This is a genomic window from Pseudomonas mendocina (assembly GCA_037482215.1).
GTDB classification, from domain to species: Bacteria; Pseudomonadota; Gammaproteobacteria; order Pseudomonadales; family Pseudomonadaceae; genus Aquipseudomonas; species Aquipseudomonas mendocina_E.
The window spans coordinates 44,640-62,390 of sequence record CP148074.1 but is presented as its reverse complement, the minus strand read 5'-3'; the positions used below and the strand labels follow the sequence as shown (position 1 = coordinate 62,390).

The window sequence follows — 17,751 nt, the reverse complement described above, 5'->3', positions numbered from 1 at the left end:
AAGGCTTAGTTCAGATCGGTCCATGGAATCCAGCGGTACATCTCTTCTCCACTGGGGTCGGGGACTTTGTATCCACAATAAGTATCCAGCCGACCTTCGGCCTTAGGCTGAATCAGGCAGTACGGCTTGTAGCAATTGTCATCATGTTGTTGCTGATCCAGGCGTGCCCTGGCTTGTGCCTGCCGCTGTAAAGCACCGTCACCATGGAAGCCTTCGCGCACAGCAACGCTGGCGCGAAAGTGCTCTACCCAGGCCTGGGCATAATGCTGGCAGGCCGCTGACTGGGTGCGGATGGGCGATGAATAGTTCGTGGTATTCATGCCCGTATTCGCGCACCCAGCCAGCAACCCCAGCAGCAGCACGCTCCCGGCACTACGCCAGCAACGCAAGGCACTGCTCCAGTGGACGTACATCCACATACTTCAACTGCAGGTCAAACAGGTTGGCTTTATGAGCATCCTGATTGCGATCACCCACCGCCTCTTCCGGTATCAGCACGCGCAGGTCGTTCTGCAAACCGTCTACTGCGGTAGCGCGTACGCAGCCGCTGGTGGTCAGGCCCGTGACCATCACACCATCAACGCCAGCAACATCCAGCCTGGCTTTCAGGTCAGTGCCGAAGAAGGCACTCGCCCAATGCTTGACCAACACAGGCTCACCCGCTTGCGGCGCAAGCCGTGGGTCGATCTCGACCAACTGGCTACCGGCAGCCAACACATTCAGGCTTGGCAGCTTCTCGCGGAATACGCGGGCCTGATTCGGGTTGTCATAGGCCACTGTGGTGAAAAACACCGGCCACCCCCGCTGCCGAAAGGCAGCGAGGAGACGCTGGTTAGCTTCGACCACCTGTGGGCAGTCGGAGGCCAGCGGGCTCAGGCTGGGGTCGGTAAACCCCAGGCTGAGATCCACCAGGATCAGGGCATATCGCTTGGCTGCTACCAACTCACGCGATTCCAATGCCATGGCTTAGCTCCAGACCGGAGTGGCAGGAGCAGGCAGGCCAGTTTCAGCCAGGCAACGTGCCTTGAGCTCTTCCACTGTGCCGCCACGGTTGAACAAGCTGATCTCGCCGCGAGCTTTGCTCAGCTCAGCACGCAGGGCTTCGGTGGCCGCCTCGTTAACAGCGTCACCTTCAATCACCACACCATAGCGACGGGCACCTTCAACGCTGACCAAGCCACGCTGGACGTCTTGCAGGACCTTAGCGGTGTCGCGCTTGAACGGATCGCCCCAACCGCCAGCACCCCAGGTGTCGAACAGGAGCAGATCGCCCGCTTTAACCACGATGTTGTCGCACTTGGACGGCAGCATCTGACGGGTACCGTCGACACGAATCAGCTCTTTACGGCTGCGTGCGCCCGGCTCACCACCGTTAACGCCCCACGGATAGGTCAACCAGCGGTCGTCGTGGATGGAGATCTCACCATCAGCCAGCAGGCGATAGCTCACACGCAGGCCGTTACCGCCACGGTGGAAGCCCGCGCCACCGGTGTCGGTGAGGGTTTCGTAGCTTTCGATACGCAGCGGGAAGTACGCTTCAACGAACTCGTTCGGAACGTTGGTGAAGCCCGGCCACAGCGAGTGACCGTCGGCACCGTCGCCAGCCGGACGGCCCGGAATACCACCGAAGCCGATCTGGAACAGTTGGAACCATTCGCCGTTCTTGTCGTAGCCGGAGTACATGAAGTGCGGCGAGTCGGAGAAGCCCGCAGCGTTCATCGCGTCCGGAGTGCCTTGGCCCAGCAAGCCGCCCATCATGTCGAAGATACGGCCCAGTGCGTGAGTCCGGCAGGACAGTGCAGCCGGGAAGTTCGGCTTGAGCAGCGAGCCTTGCGGGATGCGTACGTCAACCAGGTCGTAGAAACCGTCGTTGAGCAGAATCGCCGGGTCGAACAGGCTGATGGTCAGCGCGCCAAAGAAGATTTTGAACATCTCTTCGTTGACGTAGAAGTTGACCGAGGACGGTGCCTGCGGATCGGTCCCTTCGAAGTCGAAGATGGCCTTCTCGCCTTCACGCCACAGGGCACAACGCAGGGTGTATGGGCCAAGACCTGCACCGTCATCACAGATGTAGTCTTCAAACACCTGGCGTTCTTCGGAGACCACGCGCTGAATCACTTCTTTCATGGCGCGACGGGTGCGGTCGAGCATTTCCTGCTGGGCGCTGTAGAACACGTCGTCACCGAAGCGCTCTGCCAGTTCCACGCAACGCTTACCTGCGGTGCGGCATGCCGCAACAATGGCGTTCAGGTCAGAACGGTTCCAGCGTGGCAGACGCACGTTGTGCAGGATGACGTCGAGCATGTCGCTGTTCATCACGCCTTTACGGTACAGCTTGACCGGCGGAATGCGGATACCTTCTTCCCAGATCGAGCTGGCGTTGGTCGGCAGCGAGCCTGGCACCTTGCCGCCCACGTCGGACATGTGACCGAACATGGCGGAGTAGTTGATGATGCGGCCGTCTTTGAAGATCGGCATCAGCACCAGCCAGTCCGGCAGGTGACTCACCGCGCCGTTGCACAGGTACGGGTCGTTGGTGAGGAAGATGTCGCCTTCTTCAATCTCACCGGTGTAGTTCTCCAGGAAGCCGGTGATGAACGAGCCAAACTGGCCGACGATCATCTTGCCTTCGTTCGTCGCAATCAGCGGGAAGGCATCGCCTTGTTCACGGATACCCGGGCTCATTGCAGTGCGGATAAGCACGGCATCCATCTCGAAACGGGCGTTGCTCAGGGCGTTTTCGACGATGTCGATAGTGATGCTGTCGACCGGTACGCGCTTGAACGGGGTGTTATTGGTCTGCTTGATACGCGCAACCATGATGCTTACTCCTGCGGACGAATCAGCAGGTTGCCGACGCGGTCAACCGCCGCTTCGTAACCTGGGAACACAACAGTGGTGGAATCCATCTCCATAACGATGGCAGGACCCGCGACGACCATGCCCGGAGCGAGCTTGCTACGGTCATACAGAGTGGCGGTGTAATCCTTACCGGCGTAATGGATCGGGCTTTCGCCGCTGACAGCATCGGCCAGCTCAGGCTGTTCGCCTTCAAACTGACGCTCAGTGATTTCCGGGCGCGGAGCACGGGCAATGGCGCGCAGGTTGATCAGCTCGTGGGAGTCTTCGAGGAAGAAGCTGAACAGCTGCTCGTGCTCTGCGTCGAAGGCGTCGGTGATCACTTTCAGGCCATCGCGGGCCAGTGCATCACGGTCGATTTCCAGGGTCAGTTGCAGGGCTTGGCCCTGATAACGAACATCCGCCTGGAAGTTCAGCTGCTGAGACTCACGGGCAATGCCCTGAGCCGCCAGCGAGTCGCCCACTTGAGCAGCCAGCTGTTCGATGATTTGCAGCACTTCGTCCAGGTTCAGATCAGCAGTACGGCGAATGATGGAGCGCGAGGCTTCATCTTTCACGCGGGTGGTCGCATCACCGTAGGCGCACAGTACACCTGGGCCCGGCGGAATGATGACCGGCCAGGCATTCATCAGAATACCCATGGCGTTGGCATGCAGCGGGCCTGCACCACCGAAACCGCATAGTGCGAAGTCGCGTGGGTCGTAGCCTTGCTCAACACTGATCAGGCGCAGTGCACCGTACATGTGTTCGTTGGCCAGACGGACGATACCTTCGGCCGCTTCGAACAGGGTGACGCCCATGGCGTCGGCGATTTTTTGTACAGCTGCTGTGGCCAGGTCATGACGGACCTGGAAGTCACCGCCAAGTTTCTGAATCGCAGGCAGGTAACCCAACACCACGTTGGCGTCGGTCACAGTAGCCACTTCACCACCACGGTTGTAGGCCGCCGGGCCAGGTACGGCACCAGCGCTTTCCGGGCCTACACGCAGAGCACGGGTCAGTTCCGGCACACTGGCCATGGAACCACCACCAGCACCAACAGTACGCACGTCAACCGAAGGAGCGCGTACAGCCACGTCGCCAACACGGGTTTCACGGCGGATACGGGCTTGGTTGTTGTCGATCAGGGCCACGTCAGTGGAGGTACCGCCCACGTCGAAGGTCAGTACACGGCTGAAACCGCCACGGGAGCAGAACCAGATGGCACCGGCCACACCACCGGCAGGGCCGGACAGCAGCAGGTTAACCGGCGTTTTGGCCGCCGACTGGCTGGTGGCCAAACCACCATCAGAGCGCAGAATGGAAAGCTGCGAATGGCTGCCGATGCGATTGTTCAACTCACCTTGCAGGTGATTGATGTAATTCTCGACCTCAGGTCGTACGTAGCTGTTCACCACTGTGGTTTCGGTGCGCTCGTATTCCTGCATTTCAGGAACGACTTCCGAAGACAGGGAGACCGGGATACCCGGCATAACTTCATGGGCGATCTCAAGGATTTCGCGCTCATGCACGCCATTCACATAGGCGTTGACCAGGCTGATGGTCAGGGCTTCGATGCCTTTTTCAGCCAGGCGCTTAAGTTCTGTACGGATCTGTTCACGATCCAGTGGGCGAACCACTTCGCCATCGGCGCCAATACGCTCGCTGGCTTCAATAGTCAGCTCCAGCGGGGCCAGCAGCTCACCTTTGTTCCAAATTACCCAGCCGCCCAGGCCGCCCGGTACGAAGGAGCGGGCAATGTGCAATACCTGCTTATAGCCCTGGGTAGTCACCAGACCAACCTTCGCCCCACGGCGAGTCAGAATGGCGTTGGTGGCCACGGTTGTACCGTGCATCACCGCGTTGATTTGTGAAGGTTCAATGGCGGCGATCCCACAGATCCGCTCAATGCCATTGAGAACTGCAATTGATGGGTTATGCGGCGTTGAAGGGACCTTGGCGGTAAAACTCTCACCGGTCACATCATTAATCAACAGCAGGTCGGTAAAGGTGCCGCCTACGTCTACACCCAATCGAAAACTCATGGTTCCTCTCCAAGCGCTTCTTAGATTTGTATCGGCTGGGCTGCCTGAGGCAGCCCAGCGTCTTGCGCCTTAACGAGCTACTTTTTCAAGCTCGCGCAGGTTTACATCGTCAGCGGTAATGCCCGGTGTGTTCATGGTGGTGCCATCGCCCAATACGAACACAGTGCCGTGGCGGCGCTGATAGTCGATGGTGAAGCCCGCTGCCGAAGCAATCGCGGTGTCACCATCAGGCAGTGTGATGGTCTTGAGGTGGTAGTTCATCCACTTCCAGAACTCACCCTTACGGTCATAGGTTTCAGCCTGATAGAAACGCGGGAACTGCGTGTCCATGTACATAACCTTCTTGCCATATGGGTGCTCTGGCGGAGTAACTGCCTCAACTACCCAGACATCACGTGGTTCCCAGCCATCATTCGGGTTCCAGTGCGGGCCGTTATCCAGATCAACGATCGGGAATTCAGCATTGCCTTTAGCTTTGGAGTCCCAGGCAGTCTGAGTGGAGTTTGCAACCACCAGCAGCTTGCGCTTGCCGAGCAGTTTGTACTCCGGGTACCAGCTCGGGTGAGCGTTGAAGATCTCGATATCGTCGCTCAGCTGATCGGTACCACCAATCGGGTCCATCCAGGTACCGCCGGACAGGCGGCGAGTACGACGTACCGACTTCACGTAAGCCCAGGAGTCTTCCAGCTTCGGCGAGTCGTAACGAATGGTGAACAGGCCCAGGCCTCGGATGTCGGACGGGTAAGTTGCGTACAGCAGTGTCTTGGTGAAGATGCTGCCATCGCCTTCAACCGGGTTCTGCACGCCCAGACGACCCTTCATTTGATAGCGCAGGAAGCGCCATTCCTGCTTACGCTCCAGCCCGGATTTCGGGTCGATGAACAGGTACGCGAACTTCGGATAGTCCATCACGTTCTTGTTCGGCTGCGCGTAGTGGTGGTTCCAGATCAGCTTTTCGGCCGCGTGGGGATCATCAGCTTTCACGTCCGGAAACGGCATACCCGCAACCCAGCCATCCACCTGACGGGTATCCGGGTTGAATACCGCTTTGCCAGCGTTGGCCTGAGTGGCCGCCATGTAGTCTTTACCCAGGGTAATAGGCTGAGACGCTTTCAGGTTGATTTGCAGGCCTTCGTTGCGGATCAACTGCTGCATACGATCGGTCAGCAGGTCCTTGATGGCGGTACCTTCGAAGGTATCAGCCAGGTGCTGGTCGAGGTTAGCTGCGTTGATTTTGCTGCCAGGGGTCAGCTCAGCCGCATACGCAGTGAAACTGGCCGACAGGCTCAGGGCCAGAGCACTGGCCAGACAGCTAAGACGCATTTTCATTGTTGTCATCTCCTGGTCTTAGAAGTTGTAAGTTACACGCAAAGACAGCTGGTCGTTGCCATTGAAGTAACCAAACAGGTTGGTGTTGTTGAAGCCTTGCAGTGCGCGCTTTTGGCTTTCGTCATCAAAGAAGATGTCGGCCTCAGCACGGATCCGCCAGTTGTCGCCGTAGGCGAACTCAACGGCCGGAATCAGGAAGCTGCCGCCATAGGTCATGTCGGTGCCCACTGCAATGCTTGGGTTGATGCGGTCGTTGTCGTAGTTCATAGCCAGAATCGCGGTGGCGATAGTGGAGAACTCTTTGGTACGGCCGGTGAAACCTGCACTGTTGACCAACTCATCGTCACGGTCGTAATCGGTGATCCAGGTGTTAAACAGCTGGACCGAGAAGAAGGACGGACGGCTGGTGCCGAGGAACTTCTGCAGGGCCAGTTGCTTATCAAGACGCAGCATGGTCTTGACCACATCCTTCTCTTTGATGCCGCAGAAACCAGGGAAGAATGCACAACCACCCACTTCACCGGCTTGCAGGCCGTAGTTGTACGGCGAGTCTGGGATGTACGACAGCTCAGTGGAGAACACCGCGTCGATCGACTCCAGGTAACGGTTGGCGGAAACACCAAACACATCAACAAATGGATAGATCAACTCGCCCACTGTGGAGTTTGGGTCGGAGCCGTAGTCATTACCGTATGCGCCGTCAAACTTCGCACCACTGGCAGCATCACCCACACCCAGAGGGTTGTTCGGGTTGGGGTTGATCACTGGGTTCACCGACGGGCCATGGAACCACGCCAGGGAGTATTCCCATTCACCCGCCATCGACTTCCAACGCAGGCCATAGGATGGATCATCCATGTCAGCGTCTTCGTGGTCGAAGTTGTACGGCACGTCAGCACCGAACGTGGCAGTACGGAAGGTGATCCCTTTGTTCGGGTTGTTAGCCCAGCGACCACCATCTACGTCGAAAGAGTTACCGCGGTCATAACCACTGTTGAGCTGACCTGGGATGAAGATCATCTGCAGGGTGCCGTCGAGGTTATTGAACTCCTGCTGCAGGTTGACCATCCACAGCGGCTTACGCACGTCTTCGTTTTCCGGCTCAAGGAACGAGCGGATACGCTGATCGTAGCCGTGGATCACATCCAGAGATTGGAAGAAGTCGGTCTCGCCCCAGACCACTTGCTGTTTACCCACCTTCAGGATGGTGCTCGGCGTGAGCTTTGTTTGCCACCACAGCTCACGCAGCTCTTCACTGTTGTAGACATCGTCCATCAGATCGACGTCGGACTTTTTACGGTCGCTGAACAGGTCGGAGGCCGCGTTCTGATCCATCACTTCCTGAAGGTCTTTCAGGTAGTTGGTTTCATGCTCACGGTTAATCCGGCCTGAGACGTAGAACTGGGAGTCGCCGAACTCTTTGAACAGATTGAGTTTCAGCGTGGCACGGGCCATGGACATGTCGTAACGGTAATCACCTTTACGATCTGCCCCGACCAGGCCGTCCGGATCTTCCCCATCCATCAGGTAAGGATTCTCAAGGTTCCAGGAGAAGTGGGTACGTGCGTAACCACTTACTTCCCAATTGTCGAAGAATCCATCTTCAGCATGCACAGTTGTGTGTGCACCCGCCGCCATCATGACTGCACAGGCCAACGGAGTTAAAAGCTTGGTTTTTCTTTTCATTATCAGCTCCAGTTATGCTCAGGTTGGAGAGCGTGCCCGGTGGTCTGGGCCTCTTTCGATGGGCTGTGTTCGAAGATGAACTTCGGTTTGAACACAAGCGCCAGCGAAGGCATGACAAACAGAGAGGTCAGCGCTGAAACCATCAGCCACAGCCCGATGAGCATGCCCATCTCTGCCTGAAAACGGAGGGAGGAGAACGACCAGAACAGAACGCCAGCGGCCAGGGTGAAGGCAGTCAGCAACACGCCACGGCCAGCCGAACCCAGGGATTGCAGAACTGCATCCAGCGGATCAGCCTCCGGGTGTTTCTCCAGGTATTCCTTGATTGAGTCGACAATGTAGAAGGCGTAGTCCACGCCCAGGCCAATACCCAGTGCCACCACCGGCAGGGTACTGATGCTCATGCCGATGTCCTGCCAAGCCATGAAGGCAAAGGTCACGACGTTGGAAATTGCCACCGGGATGATGAAGAACACACCGCTGACCGAAGAGCGATACACCACCAGACAGCAGACCACGACCACCAGGAAGGCCAAGGCAACGGCTTCAATCTGATCGCTCAGAAGGATTTCGTTAACCGCCGCGATGATGCCCAGCACGCCACCCACCAGCTTCACCTCAGCCCCTTCCAGCGGGTTTTCGGCAATGAACTGTTTGGCGTAGTGAGTCGCTTTACGCAGGGTGTCGCCTTTGTGGTCACGGAAGAACAGGGTGACTGCACCGTTTTTGAAGTGAACGTCAGTGAACTGCGCCAGATCACCTGGGTCAGCACCCTGCATGTAGAAGCTGATCAGCTCGCCGTTCTCGACCTTACTACCACCCAACTCACGGAAGCGCGGGTTGCCTTCATAGAGGTTACGGCGGATGTCGACCACGATGTCGGCCATGGAAATAGCGCCGCCAATCTCCTCCTGACGCTCCATGTAACGCGAGAAACGCATCATCCAGTCGAGCACTTCCGGGCTCTTGAGGGTGTCGTTGTCCTTGCCTTCGATCACCACGAACATCTGCTCAGAACCGGGGTAGAGACGGTTGATCAGCGCACTGTCTTTGTTGAAGGAGGAGTCTTGCCAGAGAATCGGCGAACCATCACTGGCATCACCAATGGTCAGGCGAGTGGCCTCAAAGACCAGCCCCGATACCACAACAATGACCAGAGGCGCGACGACATAGCGGGCGCGGGTACGCACCACCCACTTAGCACCGGACAGGATCACGCGCATGAAGCCATCCAGGTTGAACGGATGGGCATAACCTTGCGGACGCTTGATGAAGGACAGCAGAGCAGGGGTCAGGAACACTGCAGAAACAGTGATGGTCATCACCCAGATGGCGCCGACGATGGCCACTTTTTGCAGCAGTGGGATCGGCGTCAGAATCACGCAGAGGATGGCACCGGCGTCGGCATACAGACCGAGCATGCTGGGGCGCCACAGTTCACGCATTGTCTGTTCGGCAGCACGGCGCGCATCAATCTGGCCATCACCCAGCACCAGGTCATCAAAGCGGGTAATCATCTGCACCGAGTGCGACAAGGCACGGGCAGTGATGATGAACGCCACCACGATCACCAGCGGATCGAAGTTGTAGCCCAGCAGATTACCGATACCCAGCGCCCAGATCGCTGATACTGTGCCCGCCAAAAATGGCAGCAAGGTTCCGCGCCAGGTGCGGCTGAAGACGAACAACAGCAACAGCATGGCCCCCAGAGACAGCAGGGACAGGCTGACGGTTTCTTCCAGGTAATGCGCAACCCAGCCATACAGAATCGGCTCACCGACCAGATGCAGGGTGACCTGATCTTTAACCGGCGATGCATCAAGCAGAGCCTGAATTTGCGGGAAAATTTTGCCGTAGTCGACCAAGTGATCGTAGAAATCCACCTGAATCAGCGCCGAGCTCAGCTCACGGTCCACATACAGGCCGTAAACCATCGGGTTGTTCAGTACGGCCTGACGCAGCTCGTTGATGTCCGCCTCAGTGGTGGGCACGTTCGGCCACATCATTGGCTTGGTTTCAATGCCTTCACTGGACGCGTTAACGCGCTTGAGCTTCTTCGACGCCAGCGAAGTGATCTGCATCGGGTTAACACCCTCAACCTTTTGCAGGTCATAGGTGATGCGCCGAATTTCTTCGAGAATTTCTGGCTTAAAGATTTCCCCTTCGTTGGCCTTCACCAGCACGGTTACGCGGTTACTGGCCGCGAAACTGTCTTGGTATTTCTGGTGCACCTGCACATAAGGGTGATCGTGCGGAACCATGTCGCTGAAGCGGGTACGGATATCCAGCCCGCTCAGTGACGCGGCAAACGCGATGGTCGCCAACGCAATGGCGATACACACCGCAATGCGGTTGCGAATAGACCACGCGGCTAGGCGCGCGGTGTAATTGATAACGCCAGTCATCACTGGTTCTCCTTGATCAAGAGCCGGAGGTCTTCTGCGCTCAACAGGCCAACCTGCTTACCAATCAGCAGTACGCCACGGTCGGTATTGAGCAAACGGCTGTGGTAGCTCTTGTCGAGCCCCGCAGGGGTCCAGCGTTGCCAGCCCTGAGCAGGAACAGCATCGCGGCTCTGATACAGGGCTCCGCGGTCGCCAGTGACGATCCAGCGGCCCCCGTTGAAGGTCACGTCGTAGAGGTGTTCTTCGGTAAACGCAGGGACTTCGCGCCAGTTTTGGCCCGCATCTTCGCTGAGATAGAAGCCACCGCGGTTACCCACAGCCACGCCCACCTGACCGTTGAAATGAATAGCGCGCAGGCTCTCACTGCCCAGTTCCTGAACCTGCCAGGTCTGACCGTGATCAACGCTATGCAGCAAGCGGCCAAATTCCGCAGCGATCCACAGATCGTCATTCGCGCCAGCACGGATGCTGTTGAGCGTGACGTCTTCGTCGATGCTCAAAAGCTCCCAGTTGTTGCCATCGGCATCGCCGCGCAGCAGGCTGCCGATCTCACCGACCACCCAGAAGTGATTGTCGATAAAGGTGACATCCAGCAGTTTGGCAACGGTGTCGTCCCCAAGTACTTTCTGCTCTTTCCAGCTGCCGTCGTCCTGTTTAACCCACAGGCGACCTTGGTTACCGACTACAACCACCTTGCCTGCCGGTGAAACGGCAATGCCTTGCAGGTTGTCACGGCCCGGAACCTCTTCGCGGCTCCAGCTATCGCCGCCATCCAGCGACTCCAGCAAGGCACCATTCTGGCCGACAGCCCAAATGTGCTTGCCATAGACTTCGGCATCAAAGAAGGCATCGCGGTTTTCCAGCAGCGGCTGGTTCAACGGATGTGGATTGACGGTGGGTTGCACGAACAGTGCCGCGTAGGAAAGGCCACCGATAATCACCCACGGTGACAGACGACCCGCCCAACTCAGACAGGTATTAAGCATGTTTCACCCCCTGAGCGACCTGGCGCTGCAACCAGCGGAAGGAATGCCCGCCCAGCGCTGTCTCGGTCAGCGCTTCAATACGCTTAACAGCTTCAACCAGTGCCAGACTGTCGATCCCCGTCTCAAAGCCCATTGCATTGAGCATCAGCACGAGGTCTTCGGTGGCCAGATTACCGGTAGCTCCTGGTGAGAATGGGCAACCACCCAAACCACCGATTGAGCTGTCGAACTCGCGCACACCGGCCTGCAAGGAAGCCAGCACGTTGGCTAACGCCATACCGCGGGTATCGTGGAAGTGGCAGGAGAGGCGGCCGGCTTCGCTGAACGCCTGCAACGGCGTCAGTACCTTGCGTACCGCCAGCGGGTTAGCGGCACCAATGGTGTCGGCAATGATCACCTTGTCGGCACCGGCATCGAACATGCGTTGAGTGAGGGAGATAACACGCTCAGCAGGCGTCACACCTTCGAATGGGCACTCAAACGCCACCGCCACATAGGCACGGGCCTCAAGGCCATCTTCGCGTGCGCGCTGCATCAGCTCTGTGCACACCGCAGTGGTCTCATCGAGGCTCATGCGAATGTTGCGCTGGTTCATGGTTTCAGTGGCAGAGAGCACCACTGCGACCGATTTAACCCCAGCAGCCTTAGCCAGCTCGTAACCCTTGGCGTTAGGGATCAGGGCTGAATAGGCAACCTGATCTGCCATTGGCAGCTGAGCAAACAGCTCATCCGTGCCAGCCATTTGCGGAACGGCCTTGGGCGATACAAAGCTGCCCACTTCAACACTGCGAATGCCGGTGTCCAGCAGCACCTGGATCATCTCCAGACGCTGCGCCACGCTCAGGGTTTTACCCTGGCTTTGCAGGCCGTCACGCGGCCCGACTTCATTAACGATTACGCGCTCGACCATAACTCAGCCCACCACTTTTGCAGTGCGCAGCTCAGCGATGCGCGAATCATCCAGACCCAGCAGCGACTTCAGAACTTCGTCGGTGTGCTGGCCCAGCAGTGGCGGCGGGGTGTATAGCTCTTCGTTATCCACAGAGAGCTTGATTGGGTTGCCCGGTGCGTTGACCTTGCCACCTTCTGGGTGCTCAAGCTCAACCACCATCTTGCGATGCAGCACCTGCGGATCAGTCAGGGCCTGCTCGAAGTTATTAACCGGGGCACAAGGCACCCGCACTGAACTCAACTTTTCAACCCAATGCGCGGTGGACTGGGTTGAGAACACATCGTTGAGGATGCCTTCAATGAATGCTTTGTTAGCGAGACGTTCAGGCTGCGTCTTGAACTTAGGGTCCTTGAGCGCTTCGATATCAAACAAGCTGATCAGGTTGTCCCAGAAACTGTCGAAAATAACCGCGACAATCACGAAACCATCACTTGTCTTAAAGGTGTTGTACGGCACGTGAACAAAGTGGCCGTTGCCCAGTGGCGTAGGGTTCTGGCCACTGAGGAAATACATGGTAGCCATGTAGTTGAGCATGCTGATCTGGCAATCCAGCATGGAGATATCAACGTGCTGACCGTGACCTTTACTGGTACGCGATTGCAGTGCAGCAAGAATGCCCATCACCGCAAACATGCCGCCACCCAGGTCACCAATTGGAATACCGGCGCGGGTTGGCTTATCGGCGCTTTCACCGGTGATCGACATACCACCACCGATGCCCTGTACCACCTGATCAAACGCCGGGCGCTGGAAGTTCGGGCCATCCTGACCAAAGCCGGTCACGGAGCAGGTGATAATGCGCGGATTAATGGCTTTGAGGTGTTCGAAGTCGATTTTCAACTTCGCCGGAACGCCAGCGCTGAAGTTATCCAGCACTACATCTGCGTTACGCACCAGATCATAGAAGAGCTCAAGGCCTGACTCGCTCTTGAGATCAATGCACACGCTCTTCTTGTTGCGATTAAGGGTCAGGAAGTAGGCGCCCATACCCTTAAGAGAATTGTTCGGGTCTTTGGCCAACAGGGCACGAGTCCCTTCACCTGCCAGCGGCTCCACCTTGATGGTTTCAGCACCGAGGTCTGCCAGGATCATGCCGGCGTAAGGACCGGACAGCATGTGGGTCAAGTCAATGACCCGAATCCCCTCTAACGGCTTGCTCATATTGTTTCTCTTATTGATGAGACTGGTGGTTCTGAGCAAGCCATTGCAATTGCATTGCCAACTTTTCTTTATTCATTTAACCAACTGATTTATATGAATTTTTTTGCCGTACAAGAATCAGAAAAAAACCTTCTCTTGCAGGCTTTATTTCAAGCTGAAAGGATGAATTTCAGAGTGACTGCAATACCTGAAAAACTGCACACCCCGCATATGCAACGCAGGTCGCATGCAAGAGCAGGCCAGAGCGAGCGAAAAGCGCTGCCACTGAATTGAATTGAGGGCGCAACGTCTAAGCAGGAGAGTGAAGGTGACAGCCACTGTGCGCGGTGATCGGAAAGTTGCTCATGGGCGCGTTTGTAAAGCGACAATGCACACCGTTAAGGCGGTTAAGATAATGGCAACGAAGAACGCTTTAACTGGCATAAAGTCTCAATTGAACTTCGCAGACCGCAACTTTAATTTACCCCTCACAGTTCCATTCTGAGCACGCCGTCAGGTTTAACCCTGAACTGGGCCACCCACAGAGCGCAGATCATGAACAACGTATATGCAGGTACAGACCACACACTGGCTGAGCGCTATCTGGCCAGAATTGGCTTCCACGACAACTTCTCACCCACGTTGAGTACCCTGCAAACGTTGCTGTTCCTACATGCCACTCACATCCCGTTCGGCAACACCGCTTCCTTTATGGGAGAGGCTGTGCCGCTGGACAGTGAACACCTGCAAAACAAATTGCTGCTGCAACAGCGCGAGGGCTACTGTTTTGAACACAGCCTGCTGATCCAACAAGCCCTCAGCAGCCTGGGCTACAACGCCATAAATCGCCTGGGGCGCGTGTACTTCATGACCACACCAGAAGAGACCCCAGCCCAATCTCACCTCGTCACCGTTGTGAGCATAGAGGGCGAAAACTACCTCTACGATCCCAACTTCGGCGGCATGAGCCCAACCGCGCCACTGTCTCTGAGCCGTATTGGCCAAATACAGGAAACACCTCACGAGCCGTACCGCCTCATCCCAGCTGACGCTAGCGGCCTCAACCCCGACACCCTGACGGGCATGCGTTTTATGCTTCAGGCCAAGGTACTGGGCGAGTGGATCAACCTCTACGCGTTCGACCCCGAACAACCAGTAGCCACAAACGATGTGAAAGTCGCTAACTGGTACATCTCAACCTCTCCTGACTCACTCTTCACTCAGCACCTGCTTATGGCGTTGGCCACCCCAAATGCCCGTATCAACCTGATGGACAACACCGTAAAAATCCACAGCCGTGAAGGCACCACGCAACAGGTCCTGGAAACCCCTGAGGACTTTAAAAACTTCTTCGAAACACACCTGAACATGGCTTCGGGGCATGTGGATTACCAAGCACTGGCAACCAAAGTGGCTGGTCTGTTGAAGTAACCCTTAAGGCTTAATCAGGCTGCCCCAACATCAGGGCAGCAGGCAGCCCTTGGCGCTACAAAAATCGCCGCCTTAATAATTCCTCAATATTTTTCCCGTACTAGTACGCAACTTTTTACGGTTCGGGAGTTCTATGAACCCTCGCTGCGCTAGCCCGCGCACCAAAAGATTGTGGAGTACATGATGTTTGAGGTTCCCCTGTTAAGCCGCCTGCGCCAACGTTTAACCCCGCGCCAGCGCAAGCACGCACTGCTAGGCCTAACAGCTGTATTGGTTATGGCCTGCACAAGCGCAGTCATTTTTCATCCTGAAGAAATCGAAGACCTGTCCGAGAGCAACAAGCACGAATTACCGTACCTGCTGGACCAGTGGGAAGACGGTAACGTGATTGTTTTGCTCCGGCATCTGGAGCGCTGCGACAAGGAAGACTATCCCTGCCTGCAGGGTAATGAGGGTGTCACCTCAAGATCAGTTTCTGTCGGGCACGATCTGGCCGAAAGCTTCAACCAGCTCGGCCTGGATAATGCCGATATCTATAACAGCCCACTGACCCGCACGGCCCAAACCGAGTCCATCGTGTTTGACGACGCAGGCACCGACAAAGATTGGCTGTTTAAGTGCCGGGAAAACATGCTGGAAGATGCCCTTAAGTACAAAGCACCGGGTAAAAACCTGATTCTGGTTACCCACAGCAGCTGCATTTCAAAGTTCGAGCAAGCGCTGGGTTATGACAGTGAACGTCCGGCCTATGGCACCTCACTGTTCTTCACAGAAACAGCTGAGCCCGACTCACTCGATGTCTTGGGTTTTCTCGACGCTAACGACTGGACTGTTGCGCTTGAAGCACTTGAACGCAAAACGGGCGCTACCAATCACCCATCCTAATGTGTAAAAAGCCCTGCCAGCCTCTGTCATGGGGAACAGCGAGCGCGCTGGCAGGGTGGGAAAACTGTGTTACTGACGAGCCGGAGCAGGCACTTTTAACTGGCTAATTAAGATGCCGGCGAACACCACGACTGCACCGATGACCTGCCACAACGTGAGTGCTTGGCCCAGCAGTAAAAAGCCAATACAGATCGCCGTCAGCGGGCTCAGCAAGATGAAGACGGATAACTGCACCGGATCGAGCCGCGGCAGTGCCTTAAACCACAGGTAGTAGGGCAGCAACGTCCCCATCAACGTTAGGAAGGCATAACCAGACGCCTCTTTCAGCGTTGGCATTGGCAATGGAAATTCAAACCAGCCAGCAAACGGCAGCACCATCAGACCACCGAGCAGGAGCTGCCAACCCACGAATGGCAAAGGTGGGATGTCCAACTTCCAGCGTTTCATCAACAACGTACCCAGGCCCATGCTGGCAGATGCCAACAGTGCTGCAATGGCCGCTGGCATGTCCCAGTGCATACGGCTTGGCGCGATCAGTACCAGCGTGATGCCAAAGAACCCCAGAATTGCACCACAGCTAATAATCCAACTGGTGCGCTGCCTGAATAGTACCCAGGCCAACATCCATACCAGCAGTGGCTGAGTACACACCAACAAGGCAGCCAGTGGCCCCGCTAAGCGTGACGCGCTGTAGAACAGGCAGGCATGCATCAACCCCATGCACAACAAGCTGACGACCAACAACGGCCGCCAGTGCTGCGGACGCGGCCAATAACGCACCAGACAAAGCAGAATCAGACCAGGCACCAACAAACGAATCATCGCCGTGGTGAGCGGACGCTCCGTCCACAGAACTTCAGTGGTGAGCCAGTAAGTGGTTCCCCACAATATTGGTGGAATAACGGCACACAGCAGCAAGTGGAACGGCATAGGGTAACTCACTCCCAAAACGGTACTGCGGGGCCCGAAAGCCCCGCGTCTGGCTGTCGATTAGCAGGTCAGTTTTGGCATCACTTTTTCACCGAACATACGAATGCTCGGAACAAAGTCAGGGATGCTGAACAGGATGCCGTCCACGCCAGTCTCAGCGGCAATATCGTCGATTTTGCTGGCAACCGTTGCAGGCGAGCCGTGGATAACCGGCATTCCCATAAAGGCCAGGTTGCCGTCTTCAAAGTTACGCTCAAGGCCGGTCAGCATGCGGTCAGCGGTACCACCTGGATTGGAGTCCAGCGCCGCACTGGCCAGAATATTGGCAATTGCACCCTGATCAGCACCCGCAACAATGGCTTCACATTGCGCCTGCGCTTCAGCATCGGTCTCGGCCAGCACCAGCTGGAACAGTGCATAAATACCAACTTTGCGACCGGTTTTAGATGCTTCACTGCGCATCAGATCGCAAGCAGATTTCAGCGCAGATTTCTCCGCCATGATGAAGCTGTGATCACCGTGCTGAGCCGTGAACGCCAGACCAGCCGGGGATTGGCCCGCGCATACGATTGGAATCTGGCGACCCGGACGTGGATTGACCACGCAATCCTTCACATCGAAGAACGGGCTCTTGTAAGTGACCGACTCTTCGGTCCAGAACTTCTTCACCAGTGACAGGTAGTCAGCTGCGAACTCATAACGACGACCGTAGTAATCATCGCCCGGCCACACACCCATTTGGGTGTATTCAGGACGGTTCCAGCCCGTCACCACGTTAAGGCCACAACGACCGCCACTGATGTCGTCAATGGTAGCCACCATGCGCGCTACAACCGCCGGATGACGTGCCAGAACAGTCACGGTTGGGAACAGACCAATACGGTCAGTCACCGCTGCCAGGCCTGCCATCAGCGTGAAGGTTTCAAGGCAGGAATCCCAGTATCCGGTTTCACCCCCGAAGCCTTTGAACTTCATCATCGACAAAACAAAATCGAGGCCCTGGCGCTCAGCTTCCAGGGTGATTTGCTTGTTGTGCTCAAAGGTGGGCAGATACACCGGACTTCCTTTCGAAGGAATGTATCCGTTGCTGCCGTTGGGGAGAAAAATACCGAACTTCATTAACG

The 17,751-nt window shown here is 56.5% G+C and carries 14 protein-coding genes; 2 read left to right on the top strand and 12 right to left on the bottom strand.

The genetic code is table 11. The features are described from left to right. Positions 1–5: 5 nt before the first annotated feature. The 10 genes from WG219_00275 to WG219_00230 form a co-directional block, all read right to left on the bottom strand. Complete coding sequence (locus tag WG219_00275) at positions 6–320, bottom strand: hypothetical protein (GenBank protein ID WXL25964.1); 315 nt, start codon at positions 318–320, stop codon at positions 6–8. 52 nt (positions 321–372) lie between these two features. Further along, entirely contained in the window at positions 373–963 is a 591-nt protein-coding gene (locus WG219_00270) for an isochorismatase family protein (protein WXL25963.1), read from the bottom strand. Between the two features lie 3 nt (positions 964–966). Next, on the bottom strand, positions 967–2,820 hold the full coding sequence (locus WG219_00265; GenBank protein ID WXL25962.1) for a hydantoinase B/oxoprolinase family protein: 1,854 nt from the start codon (positions 2,818–2,820) through the stop codon (positions 967–969). A 5-nt stretch (positions 2,821–2,825) separates the two neighbouring features. After that, entirely contained in the window at positions 2,826–4,883 is a 2,058-nt protein-coding gene (locus WG219_00260; protein WXL25961.1) for a hydantoinase/oxoprolinase family protein, read from the bottom strand. Between the two features lie 69 nt (positions 4,884–4,952). Next, positions 4,953–6,212 (bottom strand): DUF1329 domain-containing protein, encoded by a 1,260-nt coding sequence (locus WG219_00255; GenBank protein ID WXL25960.1) that lies wholly within the window; start codon positions 6,210–6,212, stop codon positions 4,953–4,955. An 18-nt stretch (positions 6,213–6,230) separates the two neighbouring features. Further along, the gene (locus WG219_00250; GenBank protein ID WXL25959.1) at positions 6,231–7,898 is read right to left on the bottom strand and encodes a DUF1302 family protein; all 1,668 of its coding nucleotides are present in this window, start codon (positions 7,896–7,898) and stop codon (positions 6,231–6,233) included. Between the two features lie 2 nt (positions 7,899–7,900). Next, entirely contained in the window at positions 7,901–10,303 is a 2,403-nt protein-coding gene (locus tag WG219_00245) for an efflux RND transporter permease subunit (GenBank protein ID WXL25958.1), read from the bottom strand. After that, a complete protein-coding gene (locus tag WG219_00240) occupies positions 10,303–11,289 on the bottom strand; it encodes a YCF48-related protein (GenBank protein ID WXL25957.1) in 987 nt (328 codons plus the stop codon). Before WG219_00240 ends, WG219_00245 begins: the two co-directional genes overlap by 1 nt. After that, positions 11,282–12,199: a hydroxymethylglutaryl-CoA lyase gene (locus WG219_00235; GenBank protein ID WXL25956.1), complete on the bottom strand. Its 918-nt coding sequence runs from the start codon at positions 12,197–12,199 to the stop codon at positions 11,282–11,284. Before WG219_00235 ends, WG219_00240 begins: the two co-directional genes overlap by 8 nt. A gap of 3 nt (positions 12,200–12,202) precedes the next feature. Further along, positions 12,203–13,402, bottom strand: coding sequence for a CoA transferase (locus WG219_00230; protein ID WXL25955.1), 1,200 nt, complete (start codon positions 13,400–13,402; stop codon positions 12,203–12,205). Between the two features lie 534 nt (positions 13,403–13,936). Here WG219_00230 and WG219_00225 point away from each other — a divergent pair. After that, positions 13,937–14,812: an arylamine N-acetyltransferase gene (locus tag WG219_00225; protein ID WXL25954.1), complete on the top strand. Its 876-nt coding sequence runs from the start codon at positions 13,937–13,939 to the stop codon at positions 14,810–14,812. A 183-nt stretch (positions 14,813–14,995) separates the two neighbouring features. Next, the gene (locus WG219_00220) at positions 14,996–15,697 is read left to right on the top strand and encodes a histidine phosphatase family protein (GenBank protein ID WXL25953.1); all 702 of its coding nucleotides are present in this window, start codon (positions 14,996–14,998) and stop codon (positions 15,695–15,697) included. 69 nt (positions 15,698–15,766) lie between these two features. On the opposite strand, the gene WG219_00215 is transcribed toward WG219_00220, so the two are convergent. After that, complete coding sequence (locus tag WG219_00215; protein WXL25952.1) at positions 15,767–16,627, bottom strand: EamA family transporter; 861 nt, start codon at positions 16,625–16,627, stop codon at positions 15,767–15,769. A 60-nt stretch (positions 16,628–16,687) separates the two neighbouring features. Beyond that, positions 16,688–17,746, bottom strand: a complete 1,059-nt coding sequence (locus WG219_00210; GenBank protein ID WXL25951.1) for an LLM class flavin-dependent oxidoreductase — start codon at positions 17,744–17,746, stop codon at positions 16,688–16,690. Positions 17,747–17,751 lie beyond the last annotated feature (5 nt).